Raw genomic sequence first — 13,660 nt, 5'->3', positions numbered from 1 at the left:
CCCACCTTCCGAGTCCCCTGCCCCGGGCCAGGCGGAGCCCTCCGGCGACACTCCGGCGCTGAGCCCGGAGGAGATGGAGGAGATCGAGAAGGCGCTGGGCACGGACACGAGCACGCGCGCGCGGCCGTCTGGCGACACGTCCCCGGTGTCCCCCACCGCGACGAACGACTCCGGCGTGACGCCGCTCAAGCTGCCCAACGCCATCTCCGGCGGCACCAACTTTCTCAACCTGAGCTTCATCCTGGACATGGCCCTGGCGGCCTTCTCCAACAAGGAGCCGCTGCAGGGCGGCGCCCACGACCCGACGAAGAACGGCTTCAACCTCCAGCAGTTGGAGCTGTCCATCGGCTCCGTGGTGGACCCGTACTTCCGCTTCGACAGCAACATCGTCTTCAGCCAGTTCGGCGTGGAGATTGAAGAGGCGTACGTCACCACGCTGGACCTGCCCGCCAACCTCCAGGTGCGCGCGGGCCAGTTCCTCACCCGCTTCGGCCGGATCAACGCCACGCACCCGCACGCGTGGGACTTCGTGGATCAGCCCTTCATCATGAGCCGCTACTTCGGCGCGGAGGGCAACCGCGGCCTGGGCGTGGAGGGCTCCTGGCTCACGCCGCTGCCCTGGTACGTGGAGGTGATTGGCAGCGCCACCGACGCGACGGGCGAGGCCACCGCGCGCAGCTTCTTCGGCGCCGCCGCCGAGCGCGTGCTGTCACCGCTGGACTTCCAGCTCACCGGCGCGGTGAAGCAGTTCTTCCCGCTGTCGGACGACCTGTCGCTGCTCTGGGGCCTGTCCGCCGCCACGGGCCCCAACCCCACGGGCTACCGCAACTACACCAGCATCTACGGCACGGACGTGTACCTGAAGTTCCGGCCCATCACGTCGCAGAGCTCGCAGCAGCTGGTGTTCCAGGCGGAGGTGCTCTACCGCCGCCGGCAGGTGCCGGAGGACGTGCTGTCCGACTGGGGCGGCTACGCGCAGACGGTGTGGCGCTTCTCCAACCGCTGGGCCACGGGCGTGCGCTACGAGTTCGGCTCGGCCGCGAAGACGCTGGAGGGCCGGGTGGCGAATGATCCGCTCGACCCTGAATGGATTTCAGACCGCCAGCGCATCACCGCGGCGGTGACGTTCTGGCCCACGGAGTTCTCCCGCCTGCGCCTGCAGGCCGCCACGGACCGGGTGGGCTGGCGCGGGTCGCCGGACTACTCGGCCTTCCTCGCCCTTGAAGTCGTGACCGGCGCCCACGGTGCCCATGCGTTCTGACACCTTCTTCCGGAGCCCTTCCATGCGTTCCCTTCGCCTGTTCGCGGCCCTGTGCGCCGCCGTCGTCAGCTTCACCGCCGTTCCCGCTCGCGCGGATTTGAAGGTCGTCGCCACCCTCCCGGACCTGGCCGCGCTGGCCAAGACCGTGGGCGGGGACAAGGTGGACGTCACCGCGCTCGCGCTGCCCACGCAGGATCCGCACTTCGTGGACGCCAAGCCGAACCTGGCGCTCGCGCTCAACCGCGCGGACCTGCTCATCGCCGCGGGCCTGGACCTGGAAATCGGCTGGCTGCCCACGCTCCAGCTGGGCGCGCGCAACAGCCGCATCCAGACCGGCAACGCGGGCTACCTGGACGCGTCGCGGTTCGTGAGCCTCCAGGAGGTCCCCGCCGGACAGGTGGACCGCAGCCAGGGCGACGTGCACCCCGGCGGCAACCCGCACTACCTCTATGATCCGCGGCAGGCCCTCAAGGTGGCGGCCGCCATCGAAGCGCGCATGTCGCAACTGGATGAGAAGAACTCCGCGGCCTACAAGGCCAACCTCGCGAAGTTCACGCAGGAGCTCCAGGCGGCGCAGGCGGGCTGGGACAAGCGGCTCGCGGGCTTCAAGGGCGTGCCCGTCATCGCGTACCACCGCACGACGGCGTACCTGCAGGACTGGCTGGGCTTCAAGACCATCGCCTTCCTGGAGCCCAAGCCGGGCATCCCGCCGAACCCGTCCCACGTCGCGCAGGTGCTGGCGCAGGGCAAGGCCAACAAGGTGAAGCTGGTCCTCAAGGAGGACTACTACCCGGACAACATCGCGAAGCTCGTGGCGTCGAAGGTTCCCGCCGCGCTCGTCACGCTGCCGGGCGGCACCGACTTCCGCTCCAGCCAGACGTACGTGCAGCGCCTGGAGCTGATGGTGGGCAGGCTGGAGAAGGGCCTCGCCGGGAAGGGGGAATGACGCCATGAAGCGCATTTCCTCCCGCATCTTCTCCAACGCCTGGTTGCTTCCCGTAGCGCTCGTGGCCGGGTGCGCGTTCGATGAGGGCGAGGGCTTCGCGGTGTTGGAGCCCTCCGTCCTGGCCGCGTACACGCCGGTGTCCGGTCGCAACGCGGGCGACGGCTACCAGGCGCTCGCGTCCGACTTCCAACTGCGCATGGACACCGGCGCGGTGAGCCTGGGCAGCATCGACCTGCTGGCCAGCTCCGGTGGCGGAGGCAGCACGACGTTCGACCCGTCCTCGCCGCCGCCGGGCTACTCGCTGTGCCACAACGGGCACTGCCACAGCGACTCCGGGGCGCTCGTGGACTATGAGGACATCCAGGCGGAGCTGGGCGGCGGTGGCAGCACCATCGTCACCGTGGCCAACCTGCCGGTGGACGCGGAGCTGGACCTGCTGGCGCCCGAGACCCGCGACCTCACCTGCGAACCCGCCTGTGAGCTGGGCAAGACGACGCTGTCCCGAGGGCGCTGGGCCGTCACGGGCCTGCGGATGACGGGCAGCGTGCGCGATGGCCGCGTCCCGGCGCGCTTCGCGGGCGCCCTGCCCTTCCGCATCACCGCGACGGTGACGGGCGCGGAGGCCACGCCGGTCGCGGTGCTCACCGGCGACCTGGACGTGCCGTCCGACCGTGAGAATGACCCGCGCGTGGCGCTGGGCCTGAAGCTGGAGCTGACGCCGGCCCTCTTCGACGCGGTGGACTGGTCCGCCGCGACGGTGGGCACGGACGGCGTGGTGGACCTGGACGCGCCCGCGAACGCGGCGGTGCGCACCGCGCTTCTGGAAAAGGTTGCAGGGCTGAGCCCCACCGCGGAGGTGAACCGTGGCTCACGGTGATCACGAGACGGAGCTGGACCGGGGCCACCGCGCCGCCCCGCCACCGGAGCCGGGCGAGCCGCTGCTGAAGTGCGAGCAGCTCGTCATCGGCTACGGGGGCAAGGACATCCTGCCGCCCATGGACCTGGTGGTGCGCCGCCACCAGTTCGTGGCGGTGGTGGGCCGCAACGGCTCCGGCAAGAGCACCTGGTTCAAGACGCTCTTGGGGCTGATTCCTCCGGTGTCCGGCCGCATCACCCTGGGCGCGCCGCACATCCGCAGCGCTTACGTGCCGCAGATGTCCGCCATCGACTCGCTCCTGCCCGTGCACACGCGGGAGCTGACCGGGTGGGGACGGCTGTCCGGGTGGAACTTCCTGCGGCCCTTCCCCAGCAAGACGGACCGGCAGAAGGTGGAGGCGGCGCTCGACACGGCCGGAGCACGCGGCATCGCGAAGCGGCCCTTCCGCGACCTGTCCGGCGGCGAGAAGCAGCGCGCGCTGCTGGCGCGGGTCATCGCCACCGAGGCGGACGTGGTGCTGCTGGATGAACCCACCGCCGCGATGGACGCGGTGGCGGAGAAGCAGACGATGCTGCGGCTGTGCGCGCTCGCGCATGACCGCGGCCTGGGCGTGGTGGTGGTGAGCCACGACCTGTCCGTCGCCGCCGAGCACGCCGACGTCATCCTCTTCGTGGACCGCGAGCACCGCTGCTTCGTCATGGGCGATGCGCGCACCGTGTTCTGCCACCCCGCCTTCCGCCGCCAGTACGGCGACGACTACTGCCACAGCGCGCCCCAGGGACCCCACCGTGGAAACAACCCTGCTTGAGCCTTCGAAGTGGGAACAGTTCCAGGCGGGCTGGGAGCTGTTCCGCGACCCCATCCTCTGCGCGCTCATCGCCGGGTGCGTGCTGGGCTTCCTCAGCGTCTACGTGGTGCTGCGGCGCATGGTGTTCGTCAGCGCGGCGGTGACGAACACCGCGGGCCTGGGCGTGGCCCTGGCCTTTTTCGCGGAGATCCACCTGGGCGTGCACGTGGATCCGCTGGTGGGCGCGGTGGTGCTCTCCGTCGCGGCCACGCTGCTCCTGATGATCGAGCCCGCGCGGCTGCGACTGTCCCGGGAGAGCCTGCTGGGGTGCGCGTTCGCCTTCGCGGGCGGCGCGGCCATCCTGGTGGGTGACCGCATCGCGCAGGAGGCGCACGACATCCAGGGCATCCTCTTCGGCACCGCGGTGCTGGTGACGCCGGATCAACTCCAGGCGGTGACGGTGGCCGGCGCGGTGCTGATGGTGCTGAACCTGTGGTGGTTCCGGGGCATCGCCTTCGTGAGCTTCGACCGCATTGGCGCCACCGTGCAGGGGCTGCCGGTGAAGCTGCTGGACACGGTGTTGATGGTGTCCATCGGCATCATGGTGGGCGTGTGCGCGCGAGCCCTGGGCGCCCTGCCCGTCTTCGCGTTCTCCACGCTGTCGGCCATCGCCGCGCTGGTGCTGGACCTGCGGCTGCCGTGGACGTTCTTCACGGCGACCGTGCTGGGCGGCATCGCGGGCGCGGGCGGGTACCTGTTCGCGTACTTCTACGACTTCCCGGTGGGCGGTTCGCAGACCGTCCTGTCCGGGGTGCTGGTGCTGCTGATGATGCTCGTGCGCCTGATTCGCGTGCCCTTCACGCGCCGGGCGTGAGCGGTGCTCCGCCGTCGTCCCTGCTTCAGCGGACGGCGGCGGACACCTTCTTGAACTCGGGCGTGCCGGCGCGGCCCAGCATGTCGAACAGGGCCGACTCCACGGTGAGGATGCGCGCGCCCGCGTCGCGGCACAGCTCCAGCCCCACGCGGCGGTCCTCCTCCGAGCGCGACAGCACCGCGTCCGCGAGCAGGCACGGCTCCCGGCCGCTGTCCGCCAGGTCGCGCGCCGTCTGGAAGACGCAGATGTGCGTCTCCATGCCGGTGATCAGCACCTGCTTGCGGTCCCCCAGCACGGAGAGCACGTCCGGAACGGCGGCGGAGAACTCCAGCTTCTCCAGCGGCTTGAACTCCCCCAGGCGCAGCTTGAGCAGCGAGTGCGTGCGGCCCAGGCCCTGCGGGTACTGCTCCGTGACGATGACAGGCAGGCCCAGGGCGCGCGCGCCCTCCACGGCGGCGCCCGTGCGCGCGAGCATGCGGTCCAGGGCGTCGCGGTCCATCGCGGCGCACAGGCGCTCCTGGATGTCGACGACGAGCAGCGCGGCCTGCTCGGGCTTCAGGCGGAACGACGGCATGGGGCGGCTCCTTGGAGGATGCCCCCTAGTGACGCGAAGGCCGCGCCTCCAGTCAAGCGCGGCGGCGTGCGTGCTCAGGCCCCGTGAACGGTCCAGGGCGCTTCTCCACCCCGGGGGACGGAGGCCGTGTCCACCGATGCCACGTCCGGCACCCGGCGGAGCGCCGTGCGCCCCCGGTGGCCCCGGGCCGCGAAGCCCCGTGCGCGTTGCAGGCCCGGCAGGTGCGGATCCGCGTCGCGCCAGAGGTCCAGCACCACGGCGAAGTCGTGCTCCGCCTCGGACATGCACTCGCAGGCGACGTGGGCCTCCGCGACCAGGAGCATGCAGTGGCCGCAGCCAGGGCGCTCCCCTGCCCGCTCCAGCGCCAGCTCCAGGGCCTTCTCCTCGCGGCCGGAGCGCAGGCGGACGCGGGCCAGCGTCTCACGGGGCGGCCGGCAGAAGAGCGCGGGCCCCACGGGGCGAAGGCGGCGCTCCAGGCGCAGCGCCCGCGTGAGCGCGGCCTCCGCCCGGCCGGAGTCGCCCCGGCGCGCATCCAGCGTTCCCCGCAGCTCCTGCGCGGCCACCTCCACCGTGCGCGCCACGTCGCGAGCGCACAGGGCGCGGCCCTCGGAGCGAGGCGCTTCGGACAAGGTGACCACCAGCGCATCCAGGTTGGCGCACGCGCGCTCCACGTCGCCCAGCCGTCCCGTCTCCAGGGCACAGACGCCCTTCGCGTACAGGCGCACGGCGTCGCGCAGTCCCGCCTCCGCGACGGTGGCGGCGTCTCCCAGCTCCATGGGGACCTCCGCCGCCGCCCGGCTGAAGCCGAAGCGCAGGTGCGCGGCGACGAGCGTGGTGGCGGCGAAGAGCACCGCCTGCGGCCGGCCTCCTGAAGCCTCCACGCGCTGCCGCAGCTTGCGCGCCCAGGCCTGCGCTCCCCGGTACTGCCCCACCTCCACGCAGCCTTCGCTCAGCAGGCGCAGGGCGGTGTCCGCGCTGGGCGCCACCTCCAGGGGCAGCGACTCTCGCGCGAGGTACGCGTCATCCGCCGTCACCGCGGACTCCAGGATGCGGTTCGCCTCCACCGCCTTGCCCACGCGCAGCAGCAGGCGTCCGGCGGCGAGCAGCGCGGGGCTCCCCGCGGGCACGAGCGACGGAAGCAGCTCCGCGCTCTCCAACGCCGTCTCCGGCCGGGCGCTGGGCAGCCACGCCTGCACCCAGGCCACGTGCACGCCCGCGTGGTGCGGGTGCGTGCGCAGCAGGTCGCGCAGGAGCAGCTGCGCGTACGGCTGGCCCTGTCCGGGGCGCCCATCGGATTCGTACCCATCCAAGAGGAAGCCCGCGAGCAGCAGGCGCGGCTCGGGCTCCTGGGGGAAGCGGTCGATGAGGCACTCCATCTCCCGCACGAAGGCATGCCGGCCATTGGCGGGCCCCTTGTCCGCGAGGAGGCTGGCCGCGACGACCAGCCGCTGCTCCATGTCGGTGGTGCCCTCCGCCAGCGTCAGCGCCTTGCGGATGGCCTCCGCGCGGTCCGCGGTGAAGCGCTGCCCCACGCCCCGGGCGAGCGCGAGCCCCCACCACGCCATGGCGAGGGTCGGGTCCTGCCGCGCGGCCTCCGCGAAGGCGCGCCGGGCCTCCAGCGCCCAGCCCAGGTGCAAGAGGCGCAGGCCCTGATTGAAGTACGCCTGAGCCAAAGGAACCTGCGTCGTCACCTGGAGGTGGGTGTCTCCCAGTCCGTCCTGGAGCGGCGGCGTGGGAAGGGCTTCATCCGGCAGGTCCTCCCACGCGACGTGGGAGTGGACCGACGGGGCATCGGCTCTGAACAGACGTGCCAGCATGGTGTCCTCCTCACGCTCCGGTCATCGGAGCGGCATCGTGTTGCACGACGGCGTCGGTCGCGCGCACGCGCACGGCCAGCCGCCTCCAGGCGGTCGACAGCTCTTCGGCGGGGATGGGAGATGCCTTGCGCCGCGCCGCCAGACACTCGCGCCGCCAGGCCAGGCCCACGTCGCGGGCCACCCACGCCTCGTACTCCGCGAGCCAGTCCGCCAGCCGCGCGAGCCCCGCCCGCGCCGCCCTGCGCTCCGGCCCGGTGGCCACATCACGCCGGACGCCCACGTCCTCCACCCGGAAGGCCGAGCCGCGCGCCTCCTCCACCCACCGGGGCACGAAGCCATCGCGCGGCACGAAGATGGCGGCGCCGCACGACTCGCACAGCGCTCCGAAGCCCCACAGCGTGAGGCGCCCCCCGTCCAAGAGCCGTCCCTGGTACGCGCTCTGTCCCTCCACGCCCGGCGGACGCGCTTCGCGCACCAGCCCGTGCCGGAGCAGCACGTTGCCGTCCGGGCAACGCACGTCCTGGCCCAGGCACCACATGGCCACGTCGAAAAGACGGTCGCCGTCGCGGCGCACGTCGCAGGGGAGCAGGGATGCGGCACTGCCAGAAGAGCTCTTGGACATGGGGCGCCTCTCGTTCCGCTACGAAGCGGCCTTCTTCACGGTGGGGCCCACGCGCACGGGCACGTCGCCCAAGAGCGCCTTCGCGTCCACGGCCGTGACGCCCGCCTTGGTGAGCAACGCGTTGACGGCGCGCACCAGCTTGGAGCGCACGCGCGGGGACAACGGCTTGTCCTCGCTGTCGAGGAACTGCTGGAAGGTACCCATGGGGAACTCCGGTGAAAGAGGGGGTCAGTGGTCGTGGTCGTGCTCGCCCGACTCCTCGATGACGAGCGACACCGAGGACAGGGTCGAAGGACCGAAGGTGAGCGTGTGCGTGCCCACGGTGAGCGGCACGACGTGGCGGCCCTTGATGTCCGTGCAGAGCGAGGAGCTGGTGGCACTCTCCTCGAACTCCACCGTCGCGCCGCTGCCGTTGGTGACCGTCACCGGCACCGGGGCGCTCATGTAGAGGACGTAGTCGGTGGCCTCGGAGACGGCGAAGGACACCGCGCCGCCCTTGCCGCCAGCGACGTCCACCAGCGCGATGTCGTAGCGCTTGTGGTCGTTGCTCACGGCCGGGCCCGTGCCGCTGACGGCGGCGGTGACGGCGGCAGCGGGGCCCGCCTGCAGGTGCTCGCAGCCCTCCTCGTCGGCGTGGGCTTCCTCTTCGTCGGCACCACCGCAACCGGCGGCGAGGAGGGCGGTGGACAGCAGCAGGGCGGACAGAAGCTTCTTCTTCATGATGGGGACTCCAGGGACACGGGGATGGACTGCGGGAACTCCAGCCGCACGGGCCGCACGCACACCGCTCCCCGGGAGGAGCGGCCGCGAAGGACCGGACGGGACTGGAAGGTGGGACCGCGGCACGAAGCACGTGCCCGTGGCCGGAGGTTCCATGCGCGTGCGGCGGATCCGTTCAGCGAACGGGAACGCGCAGGCCCAGGACTCCGGTGGCCACGGCACACCCCGGCCCACGAAGGCACGAGGGGCCAGGACGGCGGGCTTCGGCGGCGGAGATTAGGCGCGCGGCGGCGACGACTTGGGCGCGAGCCTCAACAGCGCGACGGGTGCCGCGTGGAAGCGGAACACCGCCAGCGCGGGGCTGGAGCGCGTGGAGACCGAGGCCAGGACGGGCACGGACTCGGCCGGAGGCGGTGCCTCTCGGCGGAAGAAGGCGTGGTGGCAGTGGGCCTCACCGCCGTGGGGCGTGGCCTTCGACTCCGGCGCCCGGGCCACGCGCGCGTCGTCGAAGGAGAGCGCCTCCTCCAACGGGCCGTCGTGGGACGACGCCTCGCCCACGTGCATCACGTCCCCGTGCTCCAAGCACGTGGTGTGCTGCACGAGCGCGAAGTGGAGCACGCTGCCCACATACACCAGCACGCACACGAGCACCCACGGCAGCACCATCAGGCGCGGCAGGGAGCGACTCGTGCTGGGGTGGCGTCGGAGGCGGCTCACGTCCACTCGGTCTCGAAAAGCAACTCAGTTGTTTTTAAGCGACCTCCCCGCGCGGTGCAAGCCGGGTCGCCCTGGCCCAGGGCCGGAGGGCGAGGTGGCGGACACGGGGACCGCGACGGGGCCCGCGGGTTGTGGACCCACGAGCCCCTGGGGTCGTAGGTTCCGCGCGTGCACGAGCTCATGGATGTCCTGCGCAGGCAGGCACACTATTTCGGACCGGAGCTGGCGAAGACCGCCTACCAGCGCGGCCTCGCGGTGACGAAGCCGGATGGCAGCACCCAGCCCATCCCCATCACCGCCACGCCGGTCATCCTGGACGCCGAGGAGATCAAGCGCCGCTCGCTCCTCTCCGCGAAGCTGGCCTCCGCCACGATGAAGATGACGCGCGCCATCCTCGGGGGCCCGGACGCGGAGCTGCTCCTGGGCGCCCTGTCGCCGCTGGAGCGCCGCCTGGCGCAGGGCACCTGGGAGACGAGCCGCAAGCTCGCCACCACGCGCGTGGACTACTTCGTGTCCGGTGGACGGCCCTGGGCGCTGGAGGTGAACGCCACCATCCCGGCCATGCAGGGCTATTCGGACATCGCGGCGCGCACCTTCATCGAAGTGGTGGCGCGGCACGTGCGCTATCCGGAGAAGGCGCTCGCGTCGCTGCTCACGCTCAACGGCAACAACGCGCTGGCGCTCTATCGCGCGCTGCTGGACGGCTACGCGGCCGAGCGCGACGGCCAGATGCCGGACACGGTGGCGCTGCTCTGCCGCAAGAACGACGCGCAGATCACAGAGCTGCGCTGGCTGTGCGAGCGCTTCCGCGAGTTCGGCGCGGACGCGGACGTGGTGCACCCGGAGGACGTGTCCGGCGACGACGCCTTCACGGTGAACGGCAAGAAGTACGACCTGGTCTACCGCCACCTCTTCGTGCGCCGGCTGGAGCAGACCCCCGCCCCCTGGGTGGAGGACTTCTTCTCCGTCGTCCCGGGCAAGAAGGCCGTGTTCTTGAACCCGCCCGCCTCGCAGGTGGAGGTGAAGACGACGTTCGCGCTCCTGTCGCAGGCGGTGACGGACGCGGCGCTCGCCGAACGCGCGGGCCTCACGCCCGAGGAGCTGGAGGCGGCGCGCGAGTCCGTGCCCTGGACGCGCCCCTTCCGCCACGGGCCCGGCGTGGATCCGGACGGTACGAAGGTGGACGACATCGTGGCCCGCGTGGCCCGGGAGCCCGCGAGGTTCGTGCTCAAGCGCGCGTGGGACTACGGCGGCAAGGCCGTCTTCCTCGGCCGCTCCGCGGGCACCGTGCCCTATGAGGAGCGCGTGAAGGGCGCCTACGGCGAATCCCAGACGTGGGAGCAGCTGTGCGAGCGCGCCGCGGCCGACACGCAGGGCGGCGGCTTCGTGGTGCAGGAGGTGGTGGACACACAGCCGGAGGAGCACCTGCTCTGCGGCACGAACCAGGTGCTGCCCACCTCATTCTTCGTGGATTACTCGGCGTATGCGTCTGTTGGGCTCGCGAAGCAACCCGCGTGGGGCGGGGTGTGCCGTGGGTCCATGTCGGAGATCGTCAACATCGTGGGCGGCGGTGGCGTGCTGCCCCTCATCACGACGGAAGTTGCGTCAAAGCTTTTGCTGGCCTGGAAGGCCCTTTAAGGCGTCCTTCAAGGGTCCTCGTTAGACAGAGGCCGGGACTGAAGCGGTCCCCGGCCCGAAAGGAAACGAAACACATGGCGTGGGAATCTTCAGGTGGCTGGCAGAGCGGGCAGGCAGGCGCGGTGGACGACGTCCTGGTGCAGGAGTCGCAGCGCGCGTTCATGTCTCGCGTGCACGGCTGGATGTTCGCGGGCCTGGCGCTCACCGGCGTGATGGCCATGGTGACGCTGGCCAATGAGGCGCTGCTCCGCGTGGCGGTGCAGAACCGGATGGCCCTGTTCCTGGTGCAGCTGGGCGTGGTGTTCGGCCTGTCCTTCCTGGCGCCCCGGCTGTCCGGCCCGGTGGCCGCGGTCATGTTCGCGGGCTACGCGGCGCTCACCGGCGTGACGATGTCGGTCATCTTCCTCATCTACACGGCCAGCTCCATTGGCCAGGTGTTCTTCATCACCGCCGCGACCTACGGCGCGATGGCCGTCTACGGCACCGTCACGAAGAAGGACCTGAGCAGCTGGGGCACGTTCCTCTTCATGGGGCTCATCGGCATCCTCATCGCGGGCGTCGTGAACATCTTCATCAAGAGCAGCGCCGTGTCGTTCGTGATGGCCTGCGCGGGCGTGCTCGTGTTCGCGGGCCTCACCGCCTACGACGTGCAGAAGCTGCGCGAGTTCCACGCGGGCACGGGCTTCAAGAGCGCGACCTCGGTGGCCATCGTGGGCGCGCTCACCCTCTATCTGGACTTCATCAACCTGTTCCTGTCGCTGCTGCGCCTGCTGGGCAACCGCCGCGACTGATGGAAACTCGGGTGTAACGCCGTGTAATGGCTTCAGCAGGGGGCGGCTCTCTAGCCTGAGCCCTGTCTCTTTCCTGAGGAAGCCCCCATGTACCGAAGACCGCACCCTGTCCGGACCGCGGTGGCGCTGTTCGCCACCGTGGTCCTCCCCACCTCCGCGCTCGCGCAGACCGAGGAAGTCTCTCCCGAGGTGCTCACCGCGATGCAGCGGGACCTGGGCCTCTCCGCCGCGCAGGCGCGTCAACGCCTGACGACGGAGGCGCTCGCGGCGCGCACGGAGCAGACGCTGCGTGATGAGCTGGGCGCGTCCTTCGGTGGCGCGTGGCTGAGCGAGAAGGGAGACCGGCTCATCGTCGGCGTCACCACGACCGCGGGCGCGCGGGCCGCGCTTCGCGCCGGAGCCGAGCCGCGCTGGGTGTCCCGGACGCAGAAGGAGCTGGATGCGCTGAAGGCGTCGCTGGACCGGGGCGCGGACGTGGCCAGCAAGGACATCCAGGGCTGGTACGTGGACGTCATCACCAACAGCGTCGTGGTGCTCGCCGAGGACGCGGCGGTGGTGAACGCCGAGCGCTTCATCGCGGAGAGCGGCGCGGCGGACAGCGCCGTGCGGGTGGTCATCTCCCACGACCGGCCTCGGCTCGCGTATGACCTGCGCGGCGGCGACCCCTATTACATGAACAACGGCGGGCGCTGCTCCGTCGGATTCTCCGTGGCCGGAGGCTTCGTCACCGCGGGCCACTGCGGCGTGGTGAACACCTTCACCTGGGGCTACAACGGCGTGGGCCAGGGCCTCGTGCGCGGCACGTCCTTCCCGGGCAACGACTATGGCTGGGTGCAGGTCAGCTGGGACTGGACCCCGCAGCCGTGGGTCAACAACTATTCGGGCACCAACGCCATCGTCGCGGGCTCCGCGGAGGCGGGCATCAACGCGTCCGTCTGCCGCTCGGGCTCCACCTCCGGGTGGCGCTGCGGCGTCATCCTGGCGAAGAACTACACCGCCAACTACCCCGAAGGCGCCGTGTCCGGGCTCACGGCCGCCAACGTGTGCGTGAACAGCGGCGACTCGGGCGGCTCGTGGATTTGGGGCAACCAGGCGCAGGGCGTGACGTCGGGCGGCGTGGGCTTCTGCCCCGTGGGGGGCAGCGTCGCGCTCTTCCAACCGGTGAACGAGATTCTTTCCGCCTACGGCCTGTCGCTCACGACCAACGGCGGCAGTGAAATCGTCGGGCTCAATGGCAAGTGCATCGACGTGGCCTCCGCCAACACGGCCGACGGCACGCCCATCCAGCTTTGGGATTGCAACGGCACGAACGCGCAGAAGTGGACCTTCCACAGCGACGGCACGCTGCGCGCTTTCGGGAAGTGCCTGGATGTCACCTGGAGTTCCCCGACGAACGGCACGCCCCTCCAGCTCTGGTACTGCAACGGCACGAACGCGCAGAAGTTCGCCTTCAACGACGCTGGCAACCTGGTCAACCCCCTGGGCAACCTGTGCGTGACCGCGATGGGTTGGAACGGCGGCGACGGCACGCCCCTGCAAACCTGGGACTGCACCGGCGCGGCCAACCAGAAGTGGGCTCCGCGCTGATACAGCTCGCGCGCGAGGAGGCGGGGCGCGAGGAGGGAGACCGCCTTCAGCGCTCCGCCTTCTTGTTGAAGGGCATCAGGAGCCGCTCCACGGGGCGCCCCTGCACCAGGTGCTCCTCCACGATGGTGGGCACGTCCTCCACCTTCACGCCGCCGTACCAGGTGCCCTCCGGGTAGACGACCACGGAGACGCCGAAGGAGCACGTGTCCACGCAGCCCGCCGCGTTGGCGCGCATGCTGCGCTTGAGCCCGCGCTTGTCGAGTTCCTCCTTGAAGGCGGCCCGCACCTCCTCCCCTCCCTTGGTGGCGCAGCACCCCTTGGGGTTGCCGTCCGGGCGGCGGTTGGTGCAGACGAAGACGTGGCGTTCGAAGGGAGGCGGCATGGTTCGCCTCCTAACGCGGCCGAGCGTCGAAATCGATGCCCCCGTTCAGCAGGCGACCGTCCAGGCC

General features: G+C 71.0%; 15 protein-coding genes. 8 read left to right on the top strand and 7 right to left on the bottom strand.

The genetic code is table 11. The annotated features are described in order from the left end of the window. From D7V80_RS36215 to D7V80_RS36195, 5 genes are all read left to right on the top strand, one after another. A partial coding sequence (locus tag D7V80_RS36215) for a zinc-regulated TonB-dependent outer membrane receptor (protein WP_120592434.1) occupies positions 1 to 1,261 on the top strand: 1,261 nt, incomplete at its 5' end. A gap of 22 nt (positions 1,262 to 1,283) precedes the next feature. Further along, positions 1,284 to 2,207 carry a metal ABC transporter solute-binding protein, Zn/Mn family gene (locus tag D7V80_RS36210; protein ID WP_120592433.1) on the top strand — a complete coding sequence of 308 codons (924 nt, stop codon included), beginning with the start codon at positions 1,284 to 1,286 and terminating at the stop codon, positions 2,205 to 2,207. A 4-nt stretch (positions 2,208 to 2,211) separates the two neighbouring features. Next, the gene (locus D7V80_RS36205) at positions 2,212 to 3,084 is read left to right on the top strand and encodes a hypothetical protein (RefSeq protein ID WP_120592431.1); all 873 of its coding nucleotides are present in this window, start codon (positions 2,212 to 2,214) and stop codon (positions 3,082 to 3,084) included. Between the two features lie 13 nt (positions 3,085 to 3,097). Further along, positions 3,098 to 3,892 (top strand): metal ABC transporter ATP-binding protein, encoded by a 795-nt coding sequence (locus D7V80_RS36200; RefSeq protein ID WP_120592432.1) that lies wholly within the window; start codon positions 3,098 to 3,100, stop codon positions 3,890 to 3,892. Further along, the gene (locus D7V80_RS36195) at positions 3,873 to 4,745 is read left to right on the top strand and encodes a metal ABC transporter permease (protein ID WP_120592430.1); all 873 of its coding nucleotides are present in this window, start codon (positions 3,873 to 3,875) and stop codon (positions 4,743 to 4,745) included. The genes D7V80_RS36200 and D7V80_RS36195 overlap by 20 nt, the downstream gene beginning before the upstream one ends. A 25-nt stretch (positions 4,746 to 4,770) precedes the next feature. On the opposite strand, the gene D7V80_RS36190 is transcribed toward D7V80_RS36195, so the two are convergent. The 6 genes from D7V80_RS36190 to D7V80_RS36165 form a co-directional block, all read right to left on the bottom strand. After that, positions 4,771 to 5,319: an isochorismatase family protein gene (locus tag D7V80_RS36190; protein WP_014397921.1), complete on the bottom strand. Its 549-nt coding sequence runs from the start codon at positions 5,317 to 5,319 to the stop codon at positions 4,771 to 4,773. 74 nt (positions 5,320 to 5,393) lie between these two features. After that, positions 5,394 to 7,136: a hypothetical protein gene (locus tag D7V80_RS36185; protein WP_120592429.1), complete on the bottom strand. Its 1,743-nt coding sequence runs from the start codon at positions 7,134 to 7,136 to the stop codon at positions 5,394 to 5,396. 10 nt (positions 7,137 to 7,146) lie between these two features. Further along, positions 7,147 to 7,758, bottom strand: coding sequence for a hypothetical protein (locus tag D7V80_RS36180; RefSeq protein WP_120592428.1), 612 nt, complete (start codon positions 7,756 to 7,758; stop codon positions 7,147 to 7,149). A gap of 18 nt (positions 7,759 to 7,776) precedes the next feature. Next, complete coding sequence (locus tag D7V80_RS36175) at positions 7,777 to 7,962, bottom strand: hypothetical protein (RefSeq protein ID WP_120592427.1); 186 nt, start codon at positions 7,960 to 7,962, stop codon at positions 7,777 to 7,779. A 24-nt stretch (positions 7,963 to 7,986) separates the two neighbouring features. After that, entirely contained in the window at positions 7,987 to 8,478 is a 492-nt protein-coding gene (locus D7V80_RS36170; RefSeq protein ID WP_120592426.1) for a hypothetical protein, read from the bottom strand. Between the two features lie 276 nt (positions 8,479 to 8,754). Then, positions 8,755 to 9,195 (bottom strand): hypothetical protein, encoded by a 441-nt coding sequence (locus D7V80_RS36165; protein ID WP_370452600.1) that lies wholly within the window; start codon positions 9,193 to 9,195, stop codon positions 8,755 to 8,757. A 180-nt stretch (positions 9,196 to 9,375) separates the two neighbouring features. Here D7V80_RS36165 and D7V80_RS36160 point away from each other — a divergent pair, with 180 nt between their 5' ends. The 3 genes from D7V80_RS36160 to D7V80_RS36150 all read left to right on the top strand — a co-directional run bounded on the left by D7V80_RS36160 (position 9,376) and on the right by D7V80_RS36150 (position 13,211). Then, a complete protein-coding gene (locus D7V80_RS36160) occupies positions 9,376 to 10,833 on the top strand; it encodes a hypothetical protein (protein WP_370452601.1) in 1,458 nt (485 codons plus the stop codon). Between the two features lie 74 nt (positions 10,834 to 10,907). Further along, complete coding sequence (locus tag D7V80_RS36155) at positions 10,908 to 11,624, top strand: Bax inhibitor-1/YccA family protein (protein ID WP_120592423.1); 717 nt, start codon at positions 10,908 to 10,910, stop codon at positions 11,622 to 11,624. 87 nt (positions 11,625 to 11,711) lie between these two features. Then, the gene (locus D7V80_RS36150; RefSeq protein WP_120592422.1) at positions 11,712 to 13,211 is read left to right on the top strand and encodes a S1 family peptidase; all 1,500 of its coding nucleotides are present in this window, start codon (positions 11,712 to 11,714) and stop codon (positions 13,209 to 13,211) included. A gap of 46 nt (positions 13,212 to 13,257) precedes the next feature. Here D7V80_RS36150 and D7V80_RS36145 read toward each other — a convergent pair whose 3' ends face one another. Further along, a complete protein-coding gene (locus D7V80_RS36145) occupies positions 13,258 to 13,593 on the bottom strand; it encodes a ferredoxin (RefSeq protein WP_120592421.1) in 336 nt (111 codons plus the stop codon). Between the last annotated feature and the right edge of the window lie 67 nt (positions 13,594 to 13,660).

It is taken from the genome of Corallococcus sp. CA054B (assembly GCF_003611625.1).
In the GTDB taxonomy this organism is placed as follows: domain Bacteria; phylum Myxococcota; class Myxococcia; order Myxococcales; family Myxococcaceae; genus Corallococcus; species Corallococcus coralloides.
The sequence above is the reverse complement of the archived record's forward strand: the minus strand, read 5'-3'. Positions and strand labels throughout refer to the sequence as shown.

What these genes read in the sequence shown, in the direction of transcription:
- D7V80_RS36210 (WP_120592433.1), top strand. Translation starts at nt 1,284, where the DNA reads ATGCGTTCCCTTCGCCTGTTCGCGGCCCTGTGCGCCGCCGTCGTCAGC.
- D7V80_RS36205 (WP_120592431.1), top strand. Translation starts at nt 2,212, where the DNA reads ATGAAGCGCATTTCCTCCCGCATCTTCTCCAACGCCTGGTTGCTTCCC.
- D7V80_RS36190 (WP_014397921.1), bottom strand. Translation starts at nt 5,319, where the DNA reads ATGCCGTCGTTCCGCCTGAAGCCCGAGCAGGCCGCGCTGCTCGTCGTC.
- D7V80_RS36185 (WP_120592429.1), bottom strand. Translation starts at nt 7,136, where the DNA reads ATGCTGGCACGTCTGTTCAGAGCCGATGCCCCGTCGGTCCACTCCCAC.
- D7V80_RS36180 (WP_120592428.1), bottom strand. Translation starts at nt 7,758, where the DNA reads ATGTCCAAGAGCTCTTCTGGCAGTGCCGCATCCCTGCTCCCCTGCGAC.
- D7V80_RS36175 (WP_120592427.1), bottom strand. Translation starts at nt 7,962, where the DNA reads ATGGGTACCTTCCAGCAGTTCCTCGACAGCGAGGACAAGCCGTTGTCC.
- D7V80_RS36170 (WP_120592426.1), bottom strand. Translation starts at nt 8,478, where the DNA reads ATGAAGAAGAAGCTTCTGTCCGCCCTGCTGCTGTCCACCGCCCTCCTC.
- D7V80_RS36160 (WP_370452601.1), top strand. Translation starts at nt 9,376, where the DNA reads ATGGATGTCCTGCGCAGGCAGGCACACTATTTCGGACCGGAGCTGGCG.
- D7V80_RS36155 (WP_120592423.1), top strand. Translation starts at nt 10,908, where the DNA reads ATGGCGTGGGAATCTTCAGGTGGCTGGCAGAGCGGGCAGGCAGGCGCG.
- D7V80_RS36150 (WP_120592422.1), top strand. Translation starts at nt 11,712, where the DNA reads ATGTACCGAAGACCGCACCCTGTCCGGACCGCGGTGGCGCTGTTCGCC.
- D7V80_RS36145 (WP_120592421.1), bottom strand. Translation starts at nt 13,593, where the DNA reads ATGCCGCCTCCCTTCGAACGCCACGTCTTCGTCTGCACCAACCGCCGC.